A 17,920-nucleotide genomic window follows, 5' to 3' on the forward strand; every position below is an offset into this window, starting at 1 on the left:
ACTGGCCGCCATAGTCAGCCCTCCGCCTTGTAGTTTCTTGCTTCCTTCTTGGCGCCGTCTTTGCCGTGCTCGGCTGCAAGCTCTTTGGCCTGCCCGGGTGACACGTCGGTGGCTTCGGCCAACTTGATTGCCTCTTGTTCAGAGAGATCACTGTCCTTTCGCCCGGGGTTCCTTGTCATCGCAGATCTCCTATCAGAGCCCAAACGACCGGACCGGCGGTGTGTTCCGTGGAACCTTCGATAGTCCACCGATTGAGGCGGGCTATCGCGCTTCCGGCAACGAGCGAAAAGCTTCTGATGCGGGCTGACAAGGTACATGATCAGCTTCAAGGCCTTTCGAACTGCTAGGCAAGCCGGGTTATGGCCGGGCTATGACCCTGTGGGAACGCGTGACACACGGACGGATTCAGGCATCGATGCCAGGCGCTAGTTCTCGCCCGCGAGCGTGGCGAGAAATGACCGCCGCCATTCTGCTGCGTCATTGCGCGTGATGCGCTTGAGCAGTGCACTATGCCTTGCAATTCTTTCCCCAAGCGGCATCGCGAGCGCTTTTGCGATCGCGTCGGCAACCTCGTCGACCGCATACGGGTTCACGATCAAGGATTCGGCAAGTTCTTCGGCCGCACCTGCAAAACGCGACAAAACCAGCACTCCGGGGTCGGCTTCGTCCTGCGCGGCTATGTATTCCTTGGCGACGAGGTTCATTCCGTCACGCAGGGGTGTGACCAATCCGACCTGGCTAGCGCGCAACAGGCCAGCAAGCCGAGAGCGTGATACGGCACGGTGGATGTAGCGGATCGGGGTCCAAGCCAAATCCGCGTATCTTCCGTTGACCGCGCCGGCGGTTGCCTCAAGCTGGGCCCGGATGTCGGCATAGGCGCTGACCTCCTCCCGCGTCGGCGACGCAATCTGCAAATAGGTTGCCGCTCGCTCGTGTTCCGGATGCCTTTCCAAAAGACGAGCGAAAGCCTGCATGCGGCCGGGGAGACCCTTGGAGTAGTCCAGCCGATCGACGCCGATGATTTGCTTGAGGCCCAGAATCTGGCGGCGCATGGAATCGATCTGCACATCCTCCGCCGCCTCATTGGCCATGCGTGCGATTGAATCGACGTCGATGCCGATCGGAAAACACCTCGACAACACCGTGCGGCCGTTCATCTCAGCCGAACCATTGATATCAAAAGTAGTGGAGTTGGCCGCCTGCACTGAGCGCCGGAAATTCCCCACGTCCGTTTCGGTCTGGAACCCCACGACGTCATATTGAAGCAGATCATCGATGAGTTCTTCATGGTCGGGCGTGGCTACAAACAGGTCGGGCGGCGGGAACGGTATGTGAAGAAAAAACCCGATCCGATTCCGGACTCCCAGCCGCCGCAACTGGGCGGCCAAGGGGATAAGGTGGTAGTCGTGAACCCACACCAGGTCGTCGTTGCCCGACAGCAGTCCTGCGAGCGCCTTCGCGAACCGCGCATTGATCTGCCGGTAGGCGTGTTGAAACTCTGCCCGGTGGTTCACCAGGTCGAGTCGGTAATGAAAAAGCGGCCACAGCGTGCTGTTGGCATAGCCATTGTAATAGAGCGAATACTCCTCATAGGGCAGGGTAAGCGCAGCCGTCTCGATCTTTCCCACGCGTTCCAAGCGGATCAGCGGTTCGTCGCTCGCGGCGTAGTCCTGATACTCGGCGCTTGCTCCTAGCCACAGGCCTCCACGCTCGGCCAACGCATCCCCGATGCCTACAGCAAGTCCGCCGGCTTGCGACGGATCGCGAATGTTCCCCAGCCTGTTCGAGACGACAACCAGACGACGCGGGATGGCGCGATCGCCAGTTAGCTCAGCCTCCCCACCTAAGGCGTCGCGCTCAAGGGGATCACCAACCGTCTGCGAAGCCTCGTTGAGAATTTCATCCGGTCGCTGCAACAAGAGCAAATCCTGAGCGTGAAGATCGCTTGGGGAACGGTCCGCGCGTGCGATTGTTCCCGACGTAAGTGTCCAGCCGGATTCGCTGGATCGCATTCTCGGCCCGCTCGGGCGCCTTTTTCAGCGGCTCTCGCAGGATCGTCGTCGGACACACCGGTGATGAGACCCCGATCCAGCACGCCGAGCAGCCGCTTTGGCGACGGCCGGGCTTACCGCTTTGGCATTCATGCTGCCGGATCCCCTGCCCTGTCATATCAACTCCCCACCTTGGCAAAAGCCCCAACTGACCAAACCGTCAGTCCACCTCGATTACCTTGCGCGTCGGCTTTCGTTGGCGGGGCGGCGGCTTTACCGCTGCGGACGCGGGCGGGGTCCGCGCTATCGATGCCTCCAACAACTGTCGCTGTTCTCTAAGCCGCGCCGTCTTGGCTTCCCTGGCATGCCGCTCCGCTTCCAACAGCAACTTGGCTTCTCGATCCGCCCTCTCGATCTTTTCCCTGTCGATGCGTCGTGTTTTCAAGGTCGCCTCCTTTGGTCAGACGGCGAACAAAGTGCGGACCTGAAAAAATGTTCCCAACAAATTAAGGCCTGATCTGCCTCAAATGATATTGACGAGCAGCCCGCCGGTTGCGCGCATCTGCGGCTCTGTGACGTCCAAAGGAACTGCTTGCCGTCCGCGGCGTTACGCCACCACGCTGGCCGGAAGATTACCATGGACGACAAACCCCGAACGACGGTCAGAAAACCGGCCCGGATTGATCAAGGGCATTGCTTTTGCGGAGCCATCACAGCTGAATTCAGTGGCGATCCCTTTTGGATTTGTTTCGACCACGACGATGACTGCCGACGAGCGATCGGCAGCCCACTGACGATCTGGATTGGCTATCGTCCAGATCAGGTCGATTGGCTCGGCTCCAAACCAAAAACATTTTCGAAAACCAGGGGGGTCGTGCGCTCCTTCTGTTCGGAATGTGGCACCTCGATTGGGTACACCGATGAAGGCTTGCCAAATGAGTTCTACATCTCGATCGGATTCATGGACGCGCCCGAGAAGTTCCATCCCCAAGCTCAAGCCTATTGGGAAATGCGACTGCCGTTTATCAGGATGGATGACGGTTTGCCTCGCGTCGAGGGCTACACCCGAGCGCGCGACCCCACCCTGGGCAATCCCAGAGACCGGTGAGGCAGGAGGTTGGATCCGGGCGTCAGCGCCAGGGCTGGCGGATCCTGAACGGCGGCCGAACCATTGGAATGAGAGAAATGTCCAAACGGACAAATGCCCGAAACCAATTTCACCGGGGTGGGTTGAAGATGGACATGCGGGACTTGTTTTCACAGTCTGACGACAAAGAAGCGGATGTTTGAAGGATTCAAGCTAGAGACCGTGGATCTGCCCGAGTCCTCACTGAGAGTCAGGTATGGAGGTTCAGGCCCGCCGCTTCTTTTGCTGCATGGCCATCCTCGGACGCACGTTACCTGGCACCGGGTAGCCCCACTTCTCGCCGCCGACCACACAGTTGTCTGCCCCGATCTGAGGGGCTTTGGCCGGTCCTCGGTACCGGCGGACGCCGTGGACCATGCTGGATCCTCCAAGCGTGCCAAAGCCAGGGACTGCATCGCTCTCATGCGACATCTCGGCTTTGGCCGGTTTGCGATCGCAGGCCATGACCGCGGCAGCTACACAGCGTTCCGAGCAGCGATGGATCACCCGTCAGCGATCAGCCATCTGATCGTCATGGACAGCGTCCCTATCCTGGAAGCCCTCGAACGCTGCGACGCCCGCTTTGCGAAGCTCTGGTGGCATTGGTTCTTTTTCGCACAGCGGACAAGCCCGAACGCGCAATCATGGCCGATCCTGACGCATGGTATGGCGGCTCAGCCGGGTCCATGGGGGCTGAGGCCTATATCGACTACAAGGACGCAATCCACGATCCGAATGTTGTTCACGGCATGCTTGAAGACTATCGGGCAGGTCTGGCCATCGACCAATTGCACGATGCCGACCACAGGAAAGCTGGTCGCCGGGTCGCGTGCCCGACCTTGGCGCTCTGGTCCGCCCGCGATGATCTTGGGGCACTCTACGGCAACGTGCTCGATGTTTGGCGACCCTGGACCACCGAACTAAAGGGCCAACCGATCGATTGCGGACATCATATGGCCGAAGAAGCAGCCGACGCGATAGCCGCAGCCGTCATGGCCTTCTTGCGCGAACCGAAGTCGTCACGCGGCGAGCTTTGCTGAACCGATCCGTTTGATGGCGATGCTGATCGACCGTTCGCCATCGTCGTAGTCAGCCCAGGCGACGGTCTTTTTCAGGTGGCCCGGGACCGTGCGAACGGTGTATTTTTTCGGATCGAGATCCGCCTTCACCTGACTCCAGGTCAGCGGCATGGATACAGTCGCGCCTTCCCTGGCGCGAGGGGAGAGAGGGGCGACGGCTGTCGCCATGCGATCATTCCTGAGATAGTCGAGAAAAATCCGGGATGTCCGCAGCTTCTTGGCCATGTTGACGAGGTAGAGATCCGGGCTATCTGCCGCCATCTGGATGCAGACGGCCTTTGCGAAGGCCTTGGCCTCGGCCCATGTCGTCTTGCTGCGTTCGGCCGCCAATGGCGTCACGACATGCAAGCCTTTGCCGCCCGTGGTTTTGCAGAAGCTCACCAAGCCCAGATCTTCGAGACGATCGCGCATTTCCTTGGCTGCCGCGACCACCTTCGCAAAAGGGACTTCCGGACCGGGGTCAAGGTCGAAGACAAGTCGGCCAGGTATTTCGGGATGACCCGGCTGGCAATTCCAGGGGTGAAGCTCAAGGCCGCCTATCTGGGCGATCGCGGCCAGACCCTCGACGCGGTCGATTTGCAGATACGGTTTGTGGTCGCCGAAGACTTTTACCAGTTCCAGCAGATTGGATGTGCCTGGCATTGCGTGGCGCTGGAAAAACTGCTCGCCGGCGTAGCCATCCGGCGCACGCACGAGTGAACAGGGACGACCTTTGATATGTCTGATCATCCAGGGGCCAACGGTCTCGAAATATTCTGCAAGATCGAGCTTGTCGACGGGCTGACCGTCGCCGGCATTCGGCCAAAGCGGCTTGTCCGGCTTGGAAATGATGACGCCCATGACAACCGGGCTTTTTCCTGTCTTGCCAGTCACCTTGGCAGGGTCGGCAATCGGCGTCTCTTGAGGATCGGCTGGACGCTCGGCCTCGACGTCTTTTGCGGGCTTGTCTTCACGCAGGCCTTTGAAGGCGGCCTGCCGGATATTGCCACCCCCGGTCCAGCCGGCGAACTCGATTTCCGCGACCAATTCCGGCTTCGTCCAGAAGACGGTTGAATTCCTTTTCGGTGCGCCATCGCCGGTAAACGGCGACGTCGCGGCTTTCATCTCCTGCAGCCTGGGCATCAGCTGCTTGACCTTTGCCTCGCTGAATCCGGTCCCCACACGGCCGATATAGGCGAAATGTTCACCGCGATTGACGCCGACGAGCAATGACCGGAATTTGCCGTTGGTCGTCGACCAGCCGCCGATGACCACCTCATGCCCGGCGCGGCATTTCGATTTTGCCCAGGTGTCGGTCCTCCCCGAAACATAGGTCGCATCGGCCTTTTTGGAGACAATCCCCTCAAGCGACAGGCGACAGGCAGAACGCAGCACCGCGTCGCCGCCATTGCTGAAGTGCTCGACATAGCGGATGAGATTTTGCTCGCCGCGATCGACTTCGCCGAGCATCTCGCTCAGACGTTCCTTCCGTTGTGAGAGAGGCATCTTTCGCAGATCGACGCCATTTGCGAAGAGCAGGTCAAAGGCAAAGTAGATCAGGTCCTTCGTCCGGCGCTCCGACAGCGCTGCCTGCAGTGCGGCAAAATCGGGCGCGCCGTTCTCGCCAAGCGCTACGATCTCGCCGTCGATGATGACGTTGGGAAGACTGGCGGCCTCCTTTGCGATGGCGCCAAATTTCTCCGTCCAGTCAAGACCCTTGCGGGTCCTAAGCGCGATGTCCTTGTCTTCCACGCGCAACTGGACGCGATAACCGTCAAACTTGATTTCGTGAACCCAGTTCGTCCCGGCCGGCGGCCGGGAGAGCGTCGCGCAAAGCTGTGGTGGGATGAAGTCGGGCATCTTCGCCGCTGAGGCACCAGCGGCTCGCTTCGGCCGCGGAGCAGGCTTTGCCGACCTGGCGGCGCGCTTGTCGGCATGGCCGCGCTTGCTGTCCCAAACGGCATCCGCATCGGCCAACGATGAACCTTTCATCATGAACGGCTTCGGACCTGCCCCCTTCCCCGCTGCAATCCTCTCCATGCTCCGACCCGAGGCGACGGATCGATCCTGAGCCAGCACCGCATCGCCATTGCCCTCTGTCGCGTATTTGTCGCGGTGTTTTATCAGCAGCCAGTTGGTCCGCTTCCCGCCATTGCGGTCATGCTTCATGCGCACGAGGACGAAGCTTCCATGCAGGCGCTTGCCCTGCAGCGTGAATTTCAGGTCGCCTTTTTCCAACGACTTTTCGGGAGACATGGCGCCTTCCGGTTCCCAATATCCGCGATCCCACAACTGCACCGTGCCGCCACCATATTGTCCTTTGGGAATCGTGCCTTCGAAGTCGCCGTACTCCAGCGGGTGATCCTCAACCTCCACGGCAAGTCGTTTGTCGTGAGGATCCAGTGATGGACCTTTGGTCACAGCCCATGATTTGAAGACCCCGCCAAGCTCGAGGCGAAGATCATAGTGCAGCCGCGTGGCCGCGTGTTTTTGGATGACGAACCGGAGTCGGTTCGAACCCGCAATCGAGCTTTCGCCGCTGGGCTCTTTCGTCTTCGCGAAATCCCTTTTGGCCCGGTAGGTTGAAAGCTCGCCCGTTTTCATGGAAGTGCCCCGACTAATGACGCAACGCCGGGACTCAACGCAGTGGGTGAGATTTGGTTCGGTTCATAGCCGAGACGACGCCGATGCTGCTTTTCCGCTTCAGAGTGGCATCGGCGTCAAATGAGGCCTTCACGGAGACTACAGGTGTCGTCACCGCTGACGTTAAGGTTCCTTGGTTTGCCCAACCATTTTTGCAAGCTCTGAAAATGGTGGGATGTCCAGTTCGCCTTGCGCGTTGTTTGCGATCTGCAGAAGCCGGATCGGGAAGCAGATCGCGTCACGGTTGGCCGGTGACATGTCTTCGTAGGTCCGCTCGTCACCTGTCATGGACGCCTCTGCCTTTCGCAGGGCGGTATCGATCTCGTCAATTGACAGCAGACCTTTGTGAACGAGCAGGTTGTTGATTGACGCGACCGCCATCATCAACCCTTCAAGCTGAAGATTGGCAACGTTCATGGCTTGACCGTGTTTCCGCCGCCCGGCCTCGCCGGGGCGTTCTGGCCATCGGATTGGTGCGTCTTGTCATCCACCTCATTGACTGGCCGCGTCAGACCGACCCCACTCTTGGGTTTCTTGTTGCCGGCCGCATCCTGAGAGAACGCATCCGAAGGATCAGGACCTGTTCTAGCCGGGTACTTCGTTGCGCCGGTCTCGCGACGGTTTTCATTATCAGGCATTTTTGATCACTCCAATCGGATGACCGATAACCATTACGAGCCCGGCGAGTTCCGGCGCCGCATGGAACATTTCTGGCCGTTCGTGCAGCGGGCGTGTCTCGGCAATCGCGCCTCGCGCACTGGCGGCAGGTCTCGCTTTCGTTGCCGACAGCACTAGGTTGCTCGTTGAGGCAAAAGGAATTCCCCATGCGGGTGGCACGCGAAGCCTGGGTTCTTGGCAAGGAGAGCATCCTCGGATTCATCAACGACAATGCCCTCAGCCACGGTGCGGCGATGGCGTTCTATGCCGTTACGTCCCTGGCCCCGATCTTGTTGATCGTTGTTGCCATTGCTGGACTTGTCTTTGGGCATGAAGCAGCTCAACTCGCTCTGTCGGCCGAAATCGCAGGCGTGATGGGATCGCAAACCGGCGACCTTCTGCGCAGCACCATCGAAAGCGCTTCTCACAGAACCGCCGGCACTGTTGCCACCTTGGTGGGCATCGTCACCCTCTTCGTGACAGCCTCCGGGGTGTTTGGCGAAATGCAGCTTTCGCTCAACACAATCTGGAAGATTGACCCACCACCCATGTCTGTGTCGCGATTGGTGCGGGCGCGGGCGGCCAGCCTGGGTCTGGTTGCAGCGTTGGGATTTCTACTGCTTGTGTCGTTGGCGGCGAGTGCCGCCATTTCCGCGCTTGGCGCTGTCATCAACGCCCATCTGCCGTTCGGCACGATCATTCTCGCGTCGATAAACGGCATTGTATCGTTCGTGCTGATTTCCGCTCTGTTTGCCGCGATCTTCAAGATCCTGCCGGACCGGTCGCTCGCTTGGCGCGATGTCGCAATTGGCGCGGCAGTGACCGCTTTGCTCTTCACCATCGGCAAGTCGCTGATTGGCTGGTATATCGGAACCAGCGCGATTGCATCCTCCTATGGCGCGGCGGGTGCACTGCTGGTCGTGCTGCTTTGGGTTTACTATTCGTCTGAGATATTCCTGCTCGGCGCCGAGTTCACGCGGGCCTATTCCGTCCGTCTCGGCAGTCGGTCCGACCTTCAACCGTTAGTGGAGGCAGAGAGCCCGTCGCGACAGACATCGAACCTTGGACCAACCATCCAACGCGAGGTGCAGGCCTGGATTGTGATCACGGGTTTGCTGACCTTCGTGGCGACACGGGTCTGGCCATCGCGGCGATCTTAGCTGCTTCCCACCAATTCTGTTTCTTTGGAACGCAACCCGGACACCGGAATTGCATAGGAACAGGAGGTTGCCCATGCCAAAATTCCGCTTTGAGACGACAGTATCCGGCCAGACTACCGCTCTCGAGGAAGAGCTAGCGAGTGCGGAGATGGCCAGTCCGAGAGCAATAGAGATGGCGCGCGTAGCGGTGGCGGCGGATCCTGGGTCAGGAACCAAGCAATCGGGATCGACTATCAAGGTCTACGATGAAGCCGGATACCTGGTCGCCACAGTCAATTTTTCCGACGTGTTGCCGAGTGATCCGGACGCCGGACAGCATGGGATTGGCGACGCGGTTGTCGAAGAACCGGGTGTGATGCGGTCTGGCTGACCCGTGGTAGATCAGGGTTTCACGTTTCGCTCACGCGATCCCCGGCAGGGCAATTCGCTGAGATCGCGAGGTCCTCGCCCATCGTCAGATGCTAGAGCTGAGATTCGATCGGGAGGTGACGGACGAAGACCGCCAGGATACGGCGAAAAAATCCGGCTTCTGGTTCATGCGTATAGTCCTGAATCTTGCCTTCGCCGCATCCATGCCAATGCAGAACATTGTGCTTCAGTTCGAGCCGATAGCTTGTTTCCGGAGATATTTCCGATTGGAATCGATGCCGCAGCTCGGCGACCAATTTCGGATCCTCAAACAGCACGCCCATTTCCGAGTTCAAGGACACTGACCGTGGATCGAAATTGAAGGAACCGACGAAGCCGATATTGTCGTCGACGGTGAAAGCTTTCGTATGCAGACTGGCGCCCTTGGAGCCAAACACCGAGATTGCGGAGCGCCGGTTGAACGGCTGAAGCTCGAAAATATTGACGCCATTCCTCAGCAGCCGCTTGCGATAGTTTGCGTAAGCGCCATGGACTGCGGCGACGTCCGTGGCGGCCAAGGAATTGGTCAGAACCGAAACGTCAACACCGGCGCCGACAAGGTCCAGCAAGATCGCTGTGCCCCTTTTGCCGGGGATGAAATAGGGCGACACAATTTCCAGACACCCGCGCGTGGATTGGATGATCGGACGCAGCTCTTTCATAAGCCAGCTGCGACGTCTCCAACCACGAACCTTCTCCGGCGGATCGGAAATGACCCGCACGCCATCCACCCAATGAACGTCGTTGCTGGCCGCAATAAACTCTGTGATCGAGCCCCGGTTGCCGATGCCGTTCAGGAATTTGGGATCGGGGCCGGTATCGCTTCCTTCAAGCCATTTGGCATGCTCATGCTCAGCCACTGATCCCAGGGTTTTGATTGGCTTGGCTTCATTGCAAGCCCAGAAGGCATCGAATATCGCCGCGGTTTGCCGTACCGCAGGCCCCAGGAGCAGCAGATCGAGGTCCCGGAAATTGGTTTCTGCCGCATCGAAATAGGCATCGCCAACATTCCGACCGCCGACAATGGCAAATTTGTCGTCGACGATCCAAGCCTTGTTGTGCATCCGTCGCGTCAATGCAAAGAGCCGCAACAGCACTTCCACACCACGCATGATCCGGCCGCGCCTGATACCGCTCGGATTGAACAACTTCAATTCGATGTTTGGATGGTTGTTCAGCGCCAGATATGCCGCATCATTTTTACGCGGATTGACGTCGTCAAGGAGCATGCGCACCCGAACACCGCGCTCAGCAGCTCGAAAAACCTCGCGAAGCAGCAAGCGGCCGGTGTGATCATCATGCCAAAGGTAGTACATCAGGTCGAGGCTGCGCTCAGCGCTCCTTGCGGCCAGCACGCGCAGAGCGAAAGCGTCATAATTGTCCGAGACAAGCAGCAAGCCGCTCTTGCCGGTTTTGATGTTGTCGTCTGCGGTTCGCGAAAGTGATACGTCCATAAAAATTGCCACCTTTGGACGGCGCTCGCTGCCATCCCGCTCAAATCATAGCTAGAACCATTCTGAGGTATTCTGGTTGCATACGCAGCGTCCAATCACCCAATTCCTGGATGCAAGCAGGGCCAGCAATCAAGCGGCTGCAGAGCGGTCAGGAGGCTTGAGAGGCGTTGCCCCGACTGCTCTGCTGCCGCTGCGGTACTTGCGTCTCCTGCAGTCCCAGGCCCTCAGACCGCACGACCGTTGGCGGGAGCCCGATGGCGTGCGCCCCGCCGCGGCTCTTCGACGAGAATGACGTGGTCGTTGTTCTCAGTGAAGCGCAGGACCCTTTAAATTTAGATATCTCCATTATCCCGGAACCGGGTTCGGGTTTCCGAGTTAAGAAAATGCTCGCGACGGGCAATTTTCAACAGAGGAGACGGCACAATGCCCACTGCCAAGAAAGCCAATGGCAACAACAAGGACCTGGAGGACCTTTTCCTCGATGGCCTCAAAGACATCTACTATGCCGAGAAGAAAATTCTGAAAGCCTTGCCGAAGATGGCCAAAGGCGCATCCGAACAGCAAGTTGCGGCAGCATTCGAGAAGCACCTCGCTGAAACCGAGGGGCAGGTCGAACGTCTGGAGGAGGTCTTCGAGATTCTCGGCGCGGCCGCGCGCGGCAAAACCTGCCCGGCGATCGACGGCATCCTGGAGGAAGGATCTGAAATCCTTCAGGAGTACAAGGGTTCGACTTCGCTCGATGCAGGGCTCGTCGGTGCCGCGCAAGCCGTGGAGCACTATGAGATTGCCAGGTATGGAACCCTGATTGCCTGGGCTACGACGCTCGGCAAGGATGACGTGGTTGCGCTCCTCAATGCGACACTTGAGGAGGAGAAGGCCACCGACGAGGCGCTGACTGCCCTCGGTGAAGCCGGCGTCAACGAACGAGCGGCAGAACGGAAAGCGGCTTGATTGATCGCCTACCCAACCGCCTCGGCGACCCATGTGCCGAGGCGGTCGCGGGAGATGAAGGACATGGTCACGCATATCTACAAAGGACTGGAATGTTTCCTGCTTGAGTGTTCGGCCGCGCTGGTCAGGCGCCGCGCCCTTGGTGGTTCGCGCAGCGATCCTCGGCAGTTGCGAGAACAGCGCAGAGATGAGTTCAGGGCCCGCAAAGTCGCCGAATGAGCGCCAAGATGGAGAGTCGGATGGGCTTCTTTGGAAAATATTTCTCAGGACTGTTGAGCAAGAAATCGACTGACGGCAAGGGGAGCGGCGATATGCGTAAAGCTACCGGCGCGGGTCCGGCGATTGCCGCGCATTCCAAAGATGCAAAGACATCCGCTGCTTCCGGTCAAAGCACCAATGCTTCGAGCAAAAATGCAGATGGACGATGACAAAAGGCAAGATTTGGCTACCGACCCTATGTCGCATCGAAGCGGCGCAAAGACGTTAAATCGTCGAGATGACCCGCATCGCAACCTTCAACGTCAATGGCGTCAACGGCCGACTGCCAGTGCTTCTCAAGTGGCTTGGCGAAACCGGCTATGACATCGTCTGCCTTCAAGAACTGAAGACCTCTGACGAAAAATTTCCCGTCGATGCGATTAGAAACGCCGGCTATGGCGCAATCTGGCACGGACAGAAGTCCTACAATGGCGTGGCAATCCTCGCTCGCGGGATTGAGCCGCTGGAACGTCGTCGAGGTCTGCCGGGCGATCCCGACGATTCGCACAGCCGCTACATCGAGGCAGATGTGAATGGGCTTGTTGTCGGCTGCCTGTATTTGCCCAATGGCAATCCAGCGCCGGGGCCGAAGTTCGACTACAAACTTCGCTGGTTCCGACGTTTGATCACCTATGGCCAGGTGCTGCTCGGCGATAGCTCACCGACCATCCTGTGCGGCGACTATAACGTCGTTCCAGGCCCGATCGACGCGGCGGTGCCGGGGCGCTGGGTTGGCGATGCCGTTTACTTCCCCGAGAGCCGGAGCGCGTACGCCGAAATGCTTGCTCAGGGCTGGTTCGATGCGGTTCGTCGCATTCATCCAGAAAAAGGAATTTACACCTATTGGAACTTCTCCTACCGCGGCGGGTACGATCGGAGTTCCGGGCTCCGGATGGACCATCTCTTGCTGAGTTCATCCCTATTGGATCGCCTGAAGAATGCCGGAGTAGATGCCGAAACGCGTGCATGGGACAAGCCGAGCGATCATGCGCCAGCCTGGATAGAACTTGATTGAGCTTCCTCGGCAAGGAGCCTGAAGACCTGGTGGCGCTCCTTCGTGATTAGATTTGGCCGCATGTCTATCGCCAACAATGAGGACTGCCGGCGCCAAGCGATCAAAGGACGCAATGATGACAAACACTCAAAAGGAAGCTGAACTGATTGCGCGCCTTGCACGCCAGCATGGCGTCACTGATGGCGCTGTCATGGCTGTCCTTGAGGCGTTGCGGCGTGGTGGTGGAACCATGGCCCAGTTCAGCCACGTCGACTTCGGAGGAATGTCACAATGGTCCTCCGGCATGACGATGGTCGGCGACATGTTCGATGACAGCCTCAAGGCGAAGCTCAACACTATCGCGGCGGAGCTCTCGGCCTACCTGCGCGATCATCCCGCCAAGCCACAACGCGACGACACGAGCTATCGTTCTGCAGCTATGGCCCACGCCGGCTCATGGTGGCCTGAGGAGTTTGGGAGCCCGTCTGCCGCTGGTTCTCAAAACAATATGCGCTACGCAGCGTTTCCTGAGCAAAGCCGCCTGGTCATGGACGATCATGGAAAGATGGAGATTTATGACACAGGCGACCATCGCATATCCGGTGTTTCGCAGAGCCAGAGCACGGACTCCACCCTGACCTTTGTCAGCCAGCACGGCGTGGTCCGCGTATCTGATCTCAAGCGCGTATCTGCGACGTAGGTCAGGGCCGCTTCCATGCAGACAGTCACGCTCATCGGCTATCTCGCGACCGTCTGCTCGATGAGCAGTTTCACCCCGCAAGCCTGGAAAATCATCAGGACACGAGAGACAAGCGGCATCTCCGCACCGATGTATGCCATCACTGTGTTGGGCTTCGCCTTGTGGCTGGCCTTCGGCATCATGAAGGCAGAGTGGCCGATCATAATCACGAATGGCGTTTGTCTCCTGCTGTCAGCGTTCATTCTCACAATGACAGTCCTGCCGCAGGCTGAGAAAGATGCAGTTGCCAAGGCTTTCGACCCCGACGACTAAATTAACGCTTCCAACTTTTCAGAAGCGGACCTTGGCTACCATATGCAGGATCCTTGCGCGGACGCCCCACCTTGGGGATGGTTGCGAGCGCATCGCTATGCTGATCCTTGCTCCTACATTCGTCATAAGTCCCAAATGGAGGATACGCGCCGACAACCAAAAAGTCATCGGATGCCGAGAGACATTGGTGCCCGGTGCCTGCCGGGAGGACCGCGACGTCGCCAGCCTTCAGCGACAGCGTTCGTCCTCTCTTGCCCCCAAACCGGACTTCAGCATTTCCGCGGGCAATGCCCAGAACCTCGTGTATTTGCGAATGATAGTGAACGTAATCATAGATGCCGTTTCGCCAGCTATCGCCCCATCCGTTTGCATCGAAAAGCACCTCCATGACGGCTGCTGGATCAAGTCCTTCGGGCAATTCGACGGCGCCTCGATAAACGACGAGCGGCCATGCTGGATGATTGGGTACAAGTCCATCATCCTTGAACCAGAACTCATTTGACTTTCGCTGCCTCACAAATCCGGCGACAGCTTGCTTGCGCGGTCTTGCGAAACCGGTGACGTTCTCGATCACTTTCTTGCTGGTTTCCAAAATGCTCATCGACGCTGCCTCTAAAGCAGAGGTTAGTTTAGCCGCTCGCTCAGAGCTCGACCTTTGCGTTGTCGCCCACATTCGGCTTGGCGCCGGTAACGGCCGCAAACACCATCGTTGCGGTAGCCATCATTAGCCCCGGGCTGTCCCACAATTCGCCTTCCTCGGGTTTCACCGTTATCAGACGAATCTCGGGATCATCGGCATTATCCCACCAGGCTGAGTCAGTTTTCTCCCAGAGCTCGGCGATCTTTTCCCTGTCATTTGTCACTGTGGCCGGGCCTGACATCGTGACGTATTTGTAGTGGCTGTTGTCACTCCAGGCCAATGTGACCTTTGGATAGGTCGACAGCTGCTTGCTCTTGGCGCTGTCGTCATTGACGAGGAAGTATATGGCGTTTTCCTCACGGACCACACGCGCAGATAGCGGACGGGCTCGATTGTACTCGCCGTCCCAGGTCACGAACATGCAGACGTCGATGTTTTCGGCGAGTTCCCAGATGCGGTCTGTTGCCTCGGCGGGCGTGAGGTCCGTCTGCTGCTCTCGGCGGTTAGCCATAAGATGTCCTCCTGCGGGTGAATATCCTTGCTGACAACTCACGTCCCGCCACGACGTTCCAACTCACTGGTTCCTTCGACCTGCTAAGCGGCGGTGGAACTTTCGAAATTGCCGGAAGTTTGGATGGCAAACGCGAGGCCATGATGGCGGACAAGACGCTTCGAACATCAAAACGGACACCCGAGCAGGACGCAAAGGGTCAGTCGGAAAAGGACCACAAGGGCGGCGGAAGCGATGGCGTCGCCAGCGCCGATCCGCGGGTGATCTCCGGCAAAAAAGACGGCGACGCGACATTCCCTGTCAAGGGACCGAAGAAATAGCTATGAGCTCATTGGCAGGGCATCTGGCGGTGTCATCAATGCCACGGAGAAAATTGACGAACGGCTCAAGTCATTTCGCTAAAAGCGACAGAGTTAGGGCCGGCCTTCCCGACTTGCCGCCCGCCAAGTGCGATCGCGGCAATCGTCAATCCGCATCGGCCATGTCGTGTCTCCTACTGCGTCGGATGACACTTTACTTGCCGTCACCGACGCGGATCACCTTCAACCCTCAGGAGTTTCATGGCCGCATGACGCGCATCCGCCTGGAGGCGCTAATGGCAGCCTGGAAATTACGCGACCTTTGAAAAGAGAGCGACGTCGCATCTGGCTAAACCATAGCGCCATCGGTGATCGGTTGTGGCAACCCGGCTCTGGTAGAACAGTGAAAGCTGACTGCCATCGATCATCACTGTCGAGTGGCCGTTCTCGCCCGGTTGACCTGGCTCCAGCACCGGGCCGATCGAAACGTAAGGCCCGCTGACCTCGTCGGCGATGGCAAAAAACACCCGTTGCCGGTTTCCCCGAAGGCCATTCGGAAGAAAGCAAGTGGCGTTGAGAAGCACCCGGCCGTCCGGCAGCTCGATCAGTTGCGCGCCCTCAATGCCCCATTCGTAGTCGGGATCATCTCTGGTGTTATGGTGGGGAACATCGTTGTGGTCGAGGATTTTGCCGATCCGCTTCCACGGACCGAACCACGAGTCGGACTGGCTACGTGCCAGATAGATGTCGGGCTGAGGCACCCTGGTGAATTTTGGCATAGCCGAATAAACCAGGTAGCGCCCACCGCCAATGACTGCTGGATGCGGATCGTAAATGCCGTCCTCTTCCGTGTCCGGGATGGCCAGAATGGCCGGACTGAGGACTACCCAATGGAACCCGTCGTTGGAAACCGCATGCTCGCAACGGCCACCCGACTTCATGAATTCCGTCTGAATGAACATGTGGAAGACGCCGCACTCGTGGGTCACACCGGGAGCCGCAACACCAGTGCCGTTGATTGGAAGTTCGATCGGATCATGCTCGGCCCACGGCCCATAAAGATCGGGCGCCGTGGCATGCAAGATTCTCCACGTCTCGGTGGTGACCGTGCCGCTTGACCCGAAGACGTGCCAGACACGGCCATCGAAGACAGGACACGGGTCCTTGAGATCATCCACGCTTTGCGGATGAAACAGTGGAAAAACGTTGGTTTCAAAGTTGATGTTCATGTCAGCCCCGGAATTCGCCTCGGCAGTCGGAGACGCGCAGAGATACAGGCGAATCATTGATGTTAGGCACATTCTATAGCCAACGAGTTCAACGCAAATACGGCAATGCCGCTGTCCACCAGCATTCGTCGTTCAACCACGCTTTCAGTGGCGGCCGGGTTCCGACAGCCGCCCTCGCCTCCGCACCCAGATCCCGCTTCGTGCGTGGACCAAGGCGGGCGACCGGGCCTTCTTCATTTCAGTTGGAACAACTCACCTGATCGAAAGTTAGGAGCTGGAACTAAGTAGTTCTCTCCATTCGCGATTAACAAATGTTAATCGTAACATAAATAGTGTCACAGAGGGAGTATGTCAATGGAAGCGGCCTTTGGCGGGGTAACCGGCAGTCAATATGTTCGTCGCGAAAATATACTGGTTTGCTTCTCCCACTTACGATGGAATTTTGTTCACCAGCGTCCGCAGCATCTCCTCACCCTTGCATCCGCTCAGCAGCGAGTGGTCTATTTTGAAGAACCCGTTTTCGAAGAATTGCCGCAGCCGCTGATGCGGACGAGCGTGGCATCGGAAAACATTCTGATTGTCACACCAGTGCTGCCGCTTGGCACGTCGGCCGCGAAAGCAGATGCCGTCCAGCGGAGATTTGTGCAGCAGACCATCGCTTCTATGCCGCATAGCCGGCTGATCGCCTGGTACTACACCCCAATGGCTCTTCGCTTTACGGAATTCCTCGACCCAGACATATGCGTCTATGACTGCATGGACGAACTCTCTGCGTTCAGGAATGCGCCCCCCGAGCTGGGCCAGATGGAAAAGGCGCTTCTTCGCCGCGCGGATCTCGTTTTCACCGGTGGTCTAAGCTTGTTCGAGACCAAGCGTCACCTCCATCCCGCCATCTTTCCATTTCCGAGCAGCATCGATGTGAGGCACTTTCACACCGCAAGACAGCCAGGAAGGGACCCAGCCGACCAGGCGGGCATTCCTTCCCCGAGGGTTGGATATTTCGGCGTCATCGACGAGCGGCTGGACGTCGATCTCGTGGCGCTAGCGGCAAAGACAATGCCGGACGTGCATTTCGTCATGCTCGGTCCGGTCGTCAAGATCGACCCTGCAAGCCTGCCGCAAGCCGAAAACCTGCATTGGCTTGGCCCGAAAGCCTACTGCGATCTGCCCGACTATCTGCGCCATTGGGACGCCGGATGGATGCCGTTTGCCCTCAACGAGGCGACGCGTTTCATCAGCCCGACCAAGACGCCGGAATTTCTCGCGGCGGGTCTGCCGGTGATCTCGACGGCAATCGTCGACGTGGTGCGCAGTTACGGTGCTGCCGGGCTGGTGGAAATCGCCGACTGTGACGATCTGGAAATCAAGCTGCGCTCCGTTCTTTCGCGACCGCGTCAGATGCTCCTGCAGCAAGTCGATGCCTACCTTGCGGACATGTCCTGGGAACGGACATGGAATGCCATGGCAGCTCACATTGAGCGCGCCTATCAACGCAAGAAGGTCGTGCCCCTTCGCAGGAGTGCATAGCC

General features: G+C 58.4%; 20 protein-coding genes. 11 read left to right on the plus strand and 9 right to left on the minus strand.

Annotated elements, in window-relative coordinates:
* Positions 1 to 425 precede the first annotated feature (425 nt).
* Positions 426 to 1,919, minus strand: coding sequence for an alpha,alpha-trehalose-phosphate synthase (UDP-forming) (locus ACYG9V_RS25685; RefSeq protein ID WP_352763216.1), 1,494 nt, complete (start codon positions 1,917 to 1,919; stop codon positions 426 to 428).
* Positions 1,920 to 2,211: 292 nt separating this feature from the next.
* On the minus strand, positions 2,212 to 2,436 hold the full coding sequence (locus ACYG9V_RS25690; RefSeq protein ID WP_352763218.1) for a hypothetical protein: 225 nt from the start codon (positions 2,434 to 2,436) through the stop codon (positions 2,212 to 2,214).
* Positions 2,437 to 2,628: 192 nt separating this feature from the next.
* On the opposite strand from ACYG9V_RS25690, the gene ACYG9V_RS25695 reads away from it, so the two are divergent.
* Both ACYG9V_RS25695 and ACYG9V_RS25700 read left to right on the plus strand, forming a co-directional pair.
* Positions 2,629 to 3,099: a GFA family protein gene (locus tag ACYG9V_RS25695; RefSeq protein ID WP_352763221.1), complete on the plus strand. Its 471-nt coding sequence runs from the start codon at positions 2,629 to 2,631 to the stop codon at positions 3,097 to 3,099.
* Between the two features lie 174 nt (positions 3,100 to 3,273).
* Entirely contained in the window at positions 3,274 to 4,041 is a 768-nt protein-coding gene (locus tag ACYG9V_RS25700; RefSeq protein WP_352763223.1) for an alpha/beta fold hydrolase, read from the plus strand.
* A 95-nt stretch (positions 4,042 to 4,136) separates the two neighbouring features.
* On the opposite strand, the gene ligD is transcribed toward ACYG9V_RS25700, so the two are convergent.
* The 3 genes from ligD to ACYG9V_RS25715 all read right to left on the minus strand — a co-directional run bounded on the left by ligD (position 4,137) and on the right by ACYG9V_RS25715 (position 7,456).
* Positions 4,137 to 6,779, minus strand: a complete 2,643-nt coding sequence (gene ligD / locus ACYG9V_RS25705; protein WP_352763226.1) for a DNA ligase D — start codon at positions 6,777 to 6,779, stop codon at positions 4,137 to 4,139.
* Between the two features lie 162 nt (positions 6,780 to 6,941).
* Positions 6,942 to 7,235 carry a hypothetical protein gene (locus ACYG9V_RS25710; RefSeq protein WP_023687836.1) on the minus strand — a complete coding sequence of 98 codons (294 nt, stop codon included), beginning with the start codon at positions 7,233 to 7,235 and terminating at the stop codon, positions 6,942 to 6,944.
* Positions 7,232 to 7,456, minus strand: a complete 225-nt coding sequence (locus tag ACYG9V_RS25715) for a hypothetical protein (RefSeq protein ID WP_155921617.1) — start codon at positions 7,454 to 7,456, stop codon at positions 7,232 to 7,234. The genes ACYG9V_RS25710 and ACYG9V_RS25715 overlap by 4 nt, the downstream gene beginning before the upstream one ends.
* Positions 7,457 to 7,642: 186 nt before the next feature.
* Between ACYG9V_RS25715 and ACYG9V_RS25720 the strand changes: the two genes are divergently transcribed.
* The gene (locus tag ACYG9V_RS25720) at positions 7,643 to 8,635 is read left to right on the plus strand and encodes a YihY/virulence factor BrkB family protein (protein WP_352763228.1); all 993 of its coding nucleotides are present in this window, start codon (positions 7,643 to 7,645) and stop codon (positions 8,633 to 8,635) included.
* A 73-nt stretch (positions 8,636 to 8,708) separates the two neighbouring features.
* Complete coding sequence (locus tag ACYG9V_RS25725) at positions 8,709 to 9,005, plus strand: hypothetical protein (RefSeq protein ID WP_023668045.1); 297 nt, start codon at positions 8,709 to 8,711, stop codon at positions 9,003 to 9,005.
* A gap of 91 nt (positions 9,006 to 9,096) precedes the next feature.
* Here ACYG9V_RS25725 and ACYG9V_RS25730 read toward each other — a convergent pair whose 3' ends face one another.
* A complete protein-coding gene (locus ACYG9V_RS25730; protein WP_023725501.1) occupies positions 9,097 to 10,497 on the minus strand; it encodes a phospholipase D family protein in 1,401 nt (466 codons plus the stop codon).
* A gap of 423 nt (positions 10,498 to 10,920) precedes the next feature.
* On the opposite strand from ACYG9V_RS25730, the gene ACYG9V_RS25735 reads away from it, so the two are divergent.
* The 5 genes from ACYG9V_RS25735 (at position 10,921) to ACYG9V_RS25755 (ending at position 13,712) form a co-directional block, all read left to right on the plus strand.
* Positions 10,921 to 11,448, plus strand: coding sequence for a YciE/YciF ferroxidase family protein (locus tag ACYG9V_RS25735; RefSeq protein WP_023704627.1), 528 nt, complete (start codon positions 10,921 to 10,923; stop codon positions 11,446 to 11,448).
* Positions 11,449 to 11,663: 215 nt separating this feature from the next.
* Positions 11,664 to 11,876 carry a hypothetical protein gene (locus tag ACYG9V_RS25740; protein WP_245259911.1) on the plus strand — a complete coding sequence of 71 codons (213 nt, stop codon included), beginning with the start codon at positions 11,664 to 11,666 and terminating at the stop codon, positions 11,874 to 11,876.
* A 68-nt stretch (positions 11,877 to 11,944) separates the two neighbouring features.
* Positions 11,945 to 12,721 carry an exodeoxyribonuclease III gene (gene xth / locus ACYG9V_RS25745; RefSeq protein WP_023668041.1) on the plus strand — a complete coding sequence of 259 codons (777 nt, stop codon included), beginning with the start codon at positions 11,945 to 11,947 and terminating at the stop codon, positions 12,719 to 12,721.
* A gap of 112 nt (positions 12,722 to 12,833) precedes the next feature.
* On the plus strand, positions 12,834 to 13,400 hold the full coding sequence (locus tag ACYG9V_RS25750) for a hypothetical protein (protein WP_352763231.1): 567 nt from the start codon (positions 12,834 to 12,836) through the stop codon (positions 13,398 to 13,400).
* 15 nt (positions 13,401 to 13,415) lie between these two features.
* Positions 13,416 to 13,712 carry a SemiSWEET family sugar transporter gene (locus ACYG9V_RS25755; RefSeq protein ID WP_023687830.1) on the plus strand — a complete coding sequence of 99 codons (297 nt, stop codon included), beginning with the start codon at positions 13,416 to 13,418 and terminating at the stop codon, positions 13,710 to 13,712.
* Position 13,713: 1 nt separating this feature from the next.
* Here ACYG9V_RS25755 and ACYG9V_RS25760 read toward each other — a convergent pair whose 3' ends face one another.
* Positions 13,714 to 14,313, minus strand: coding sequence for a cupin (locus tag ACYG9V_RS25760; protein WP_352763234.1), 600 nt, complete (start codon positions 14,311 to 14,313; stop codon positions 13,714 to 13,716).
* 40 nt (positions 14,314 to 14,353) lie between these two features.
* Positions 14,354 to 14,863 (minus strand): pyridoxamine 5'-phosphate oxidase family protein, encoded by a 510-nt coding sequence (locus ACYG9V_RS25765; RefSeq protein WP_023739555.1) that lies wholly within the window; start codon positions 14,861 to 14,863, stop codon positions 14,354 to 14,356.
* Positions 14,864 to 14,880: 17 nt separating this feature from the next.
* Between ACYG9V_RS25765 and ACYG9V_RS25770 the strand changes: the two genes are divergently transcribed.
* Positions 14,881 to 15,183: a hypothetical protein gene (locus tag ACYG9V_RS25770; protein WP_155929678.1), complete on the plus strand. Its 303-nt coding sequence runs from the start codon at positions 14,881 to 14,883 to the stop codon at positions 15,181 to 15,183.
* A 290-nt stretch (positions 15,184 to 15,473) separates the two neighbouring features.
* Here the strand turns inward: ACYG9V_RS25770 and ACYG9V_RS25775 are convergent, their stop codons facing one another.
* Positions 15,474 to 16,391 (minus strand): glycoside hydrolase family protein, encoded by a 918-nt coding sequence (locus ACYG9V_RS25775; protein ID WP_023668035.1) that lies wholly within the window; start codon positions 16,389 to 16,391, stop codon positions 15,474 to 15,476.
* A 354-nt stretch (positions 16,392 to 16,745) separates the two neighbouring features.
* Between ACYG9V_RS25775 and ACYG9V_RS25780 the strand changes: the two genes are divergently transcribed.
* A complete protein-coding gene (locus ACYG9V_RS25780) occupies positions 16,746 to 17,918 on the plus strand; it encodes a glycosyltransferase family protein (protein ID WP_023729506.1) in 1,173 nt (390 codons plus the stop codon).
* The last annotated feature ends 2 nt before the right edge of the window (positions 17,919 to 17,920 follow it).

It is taken from the genome of Mesorhizobium sp. W016 (assembly GCF_054719485.1).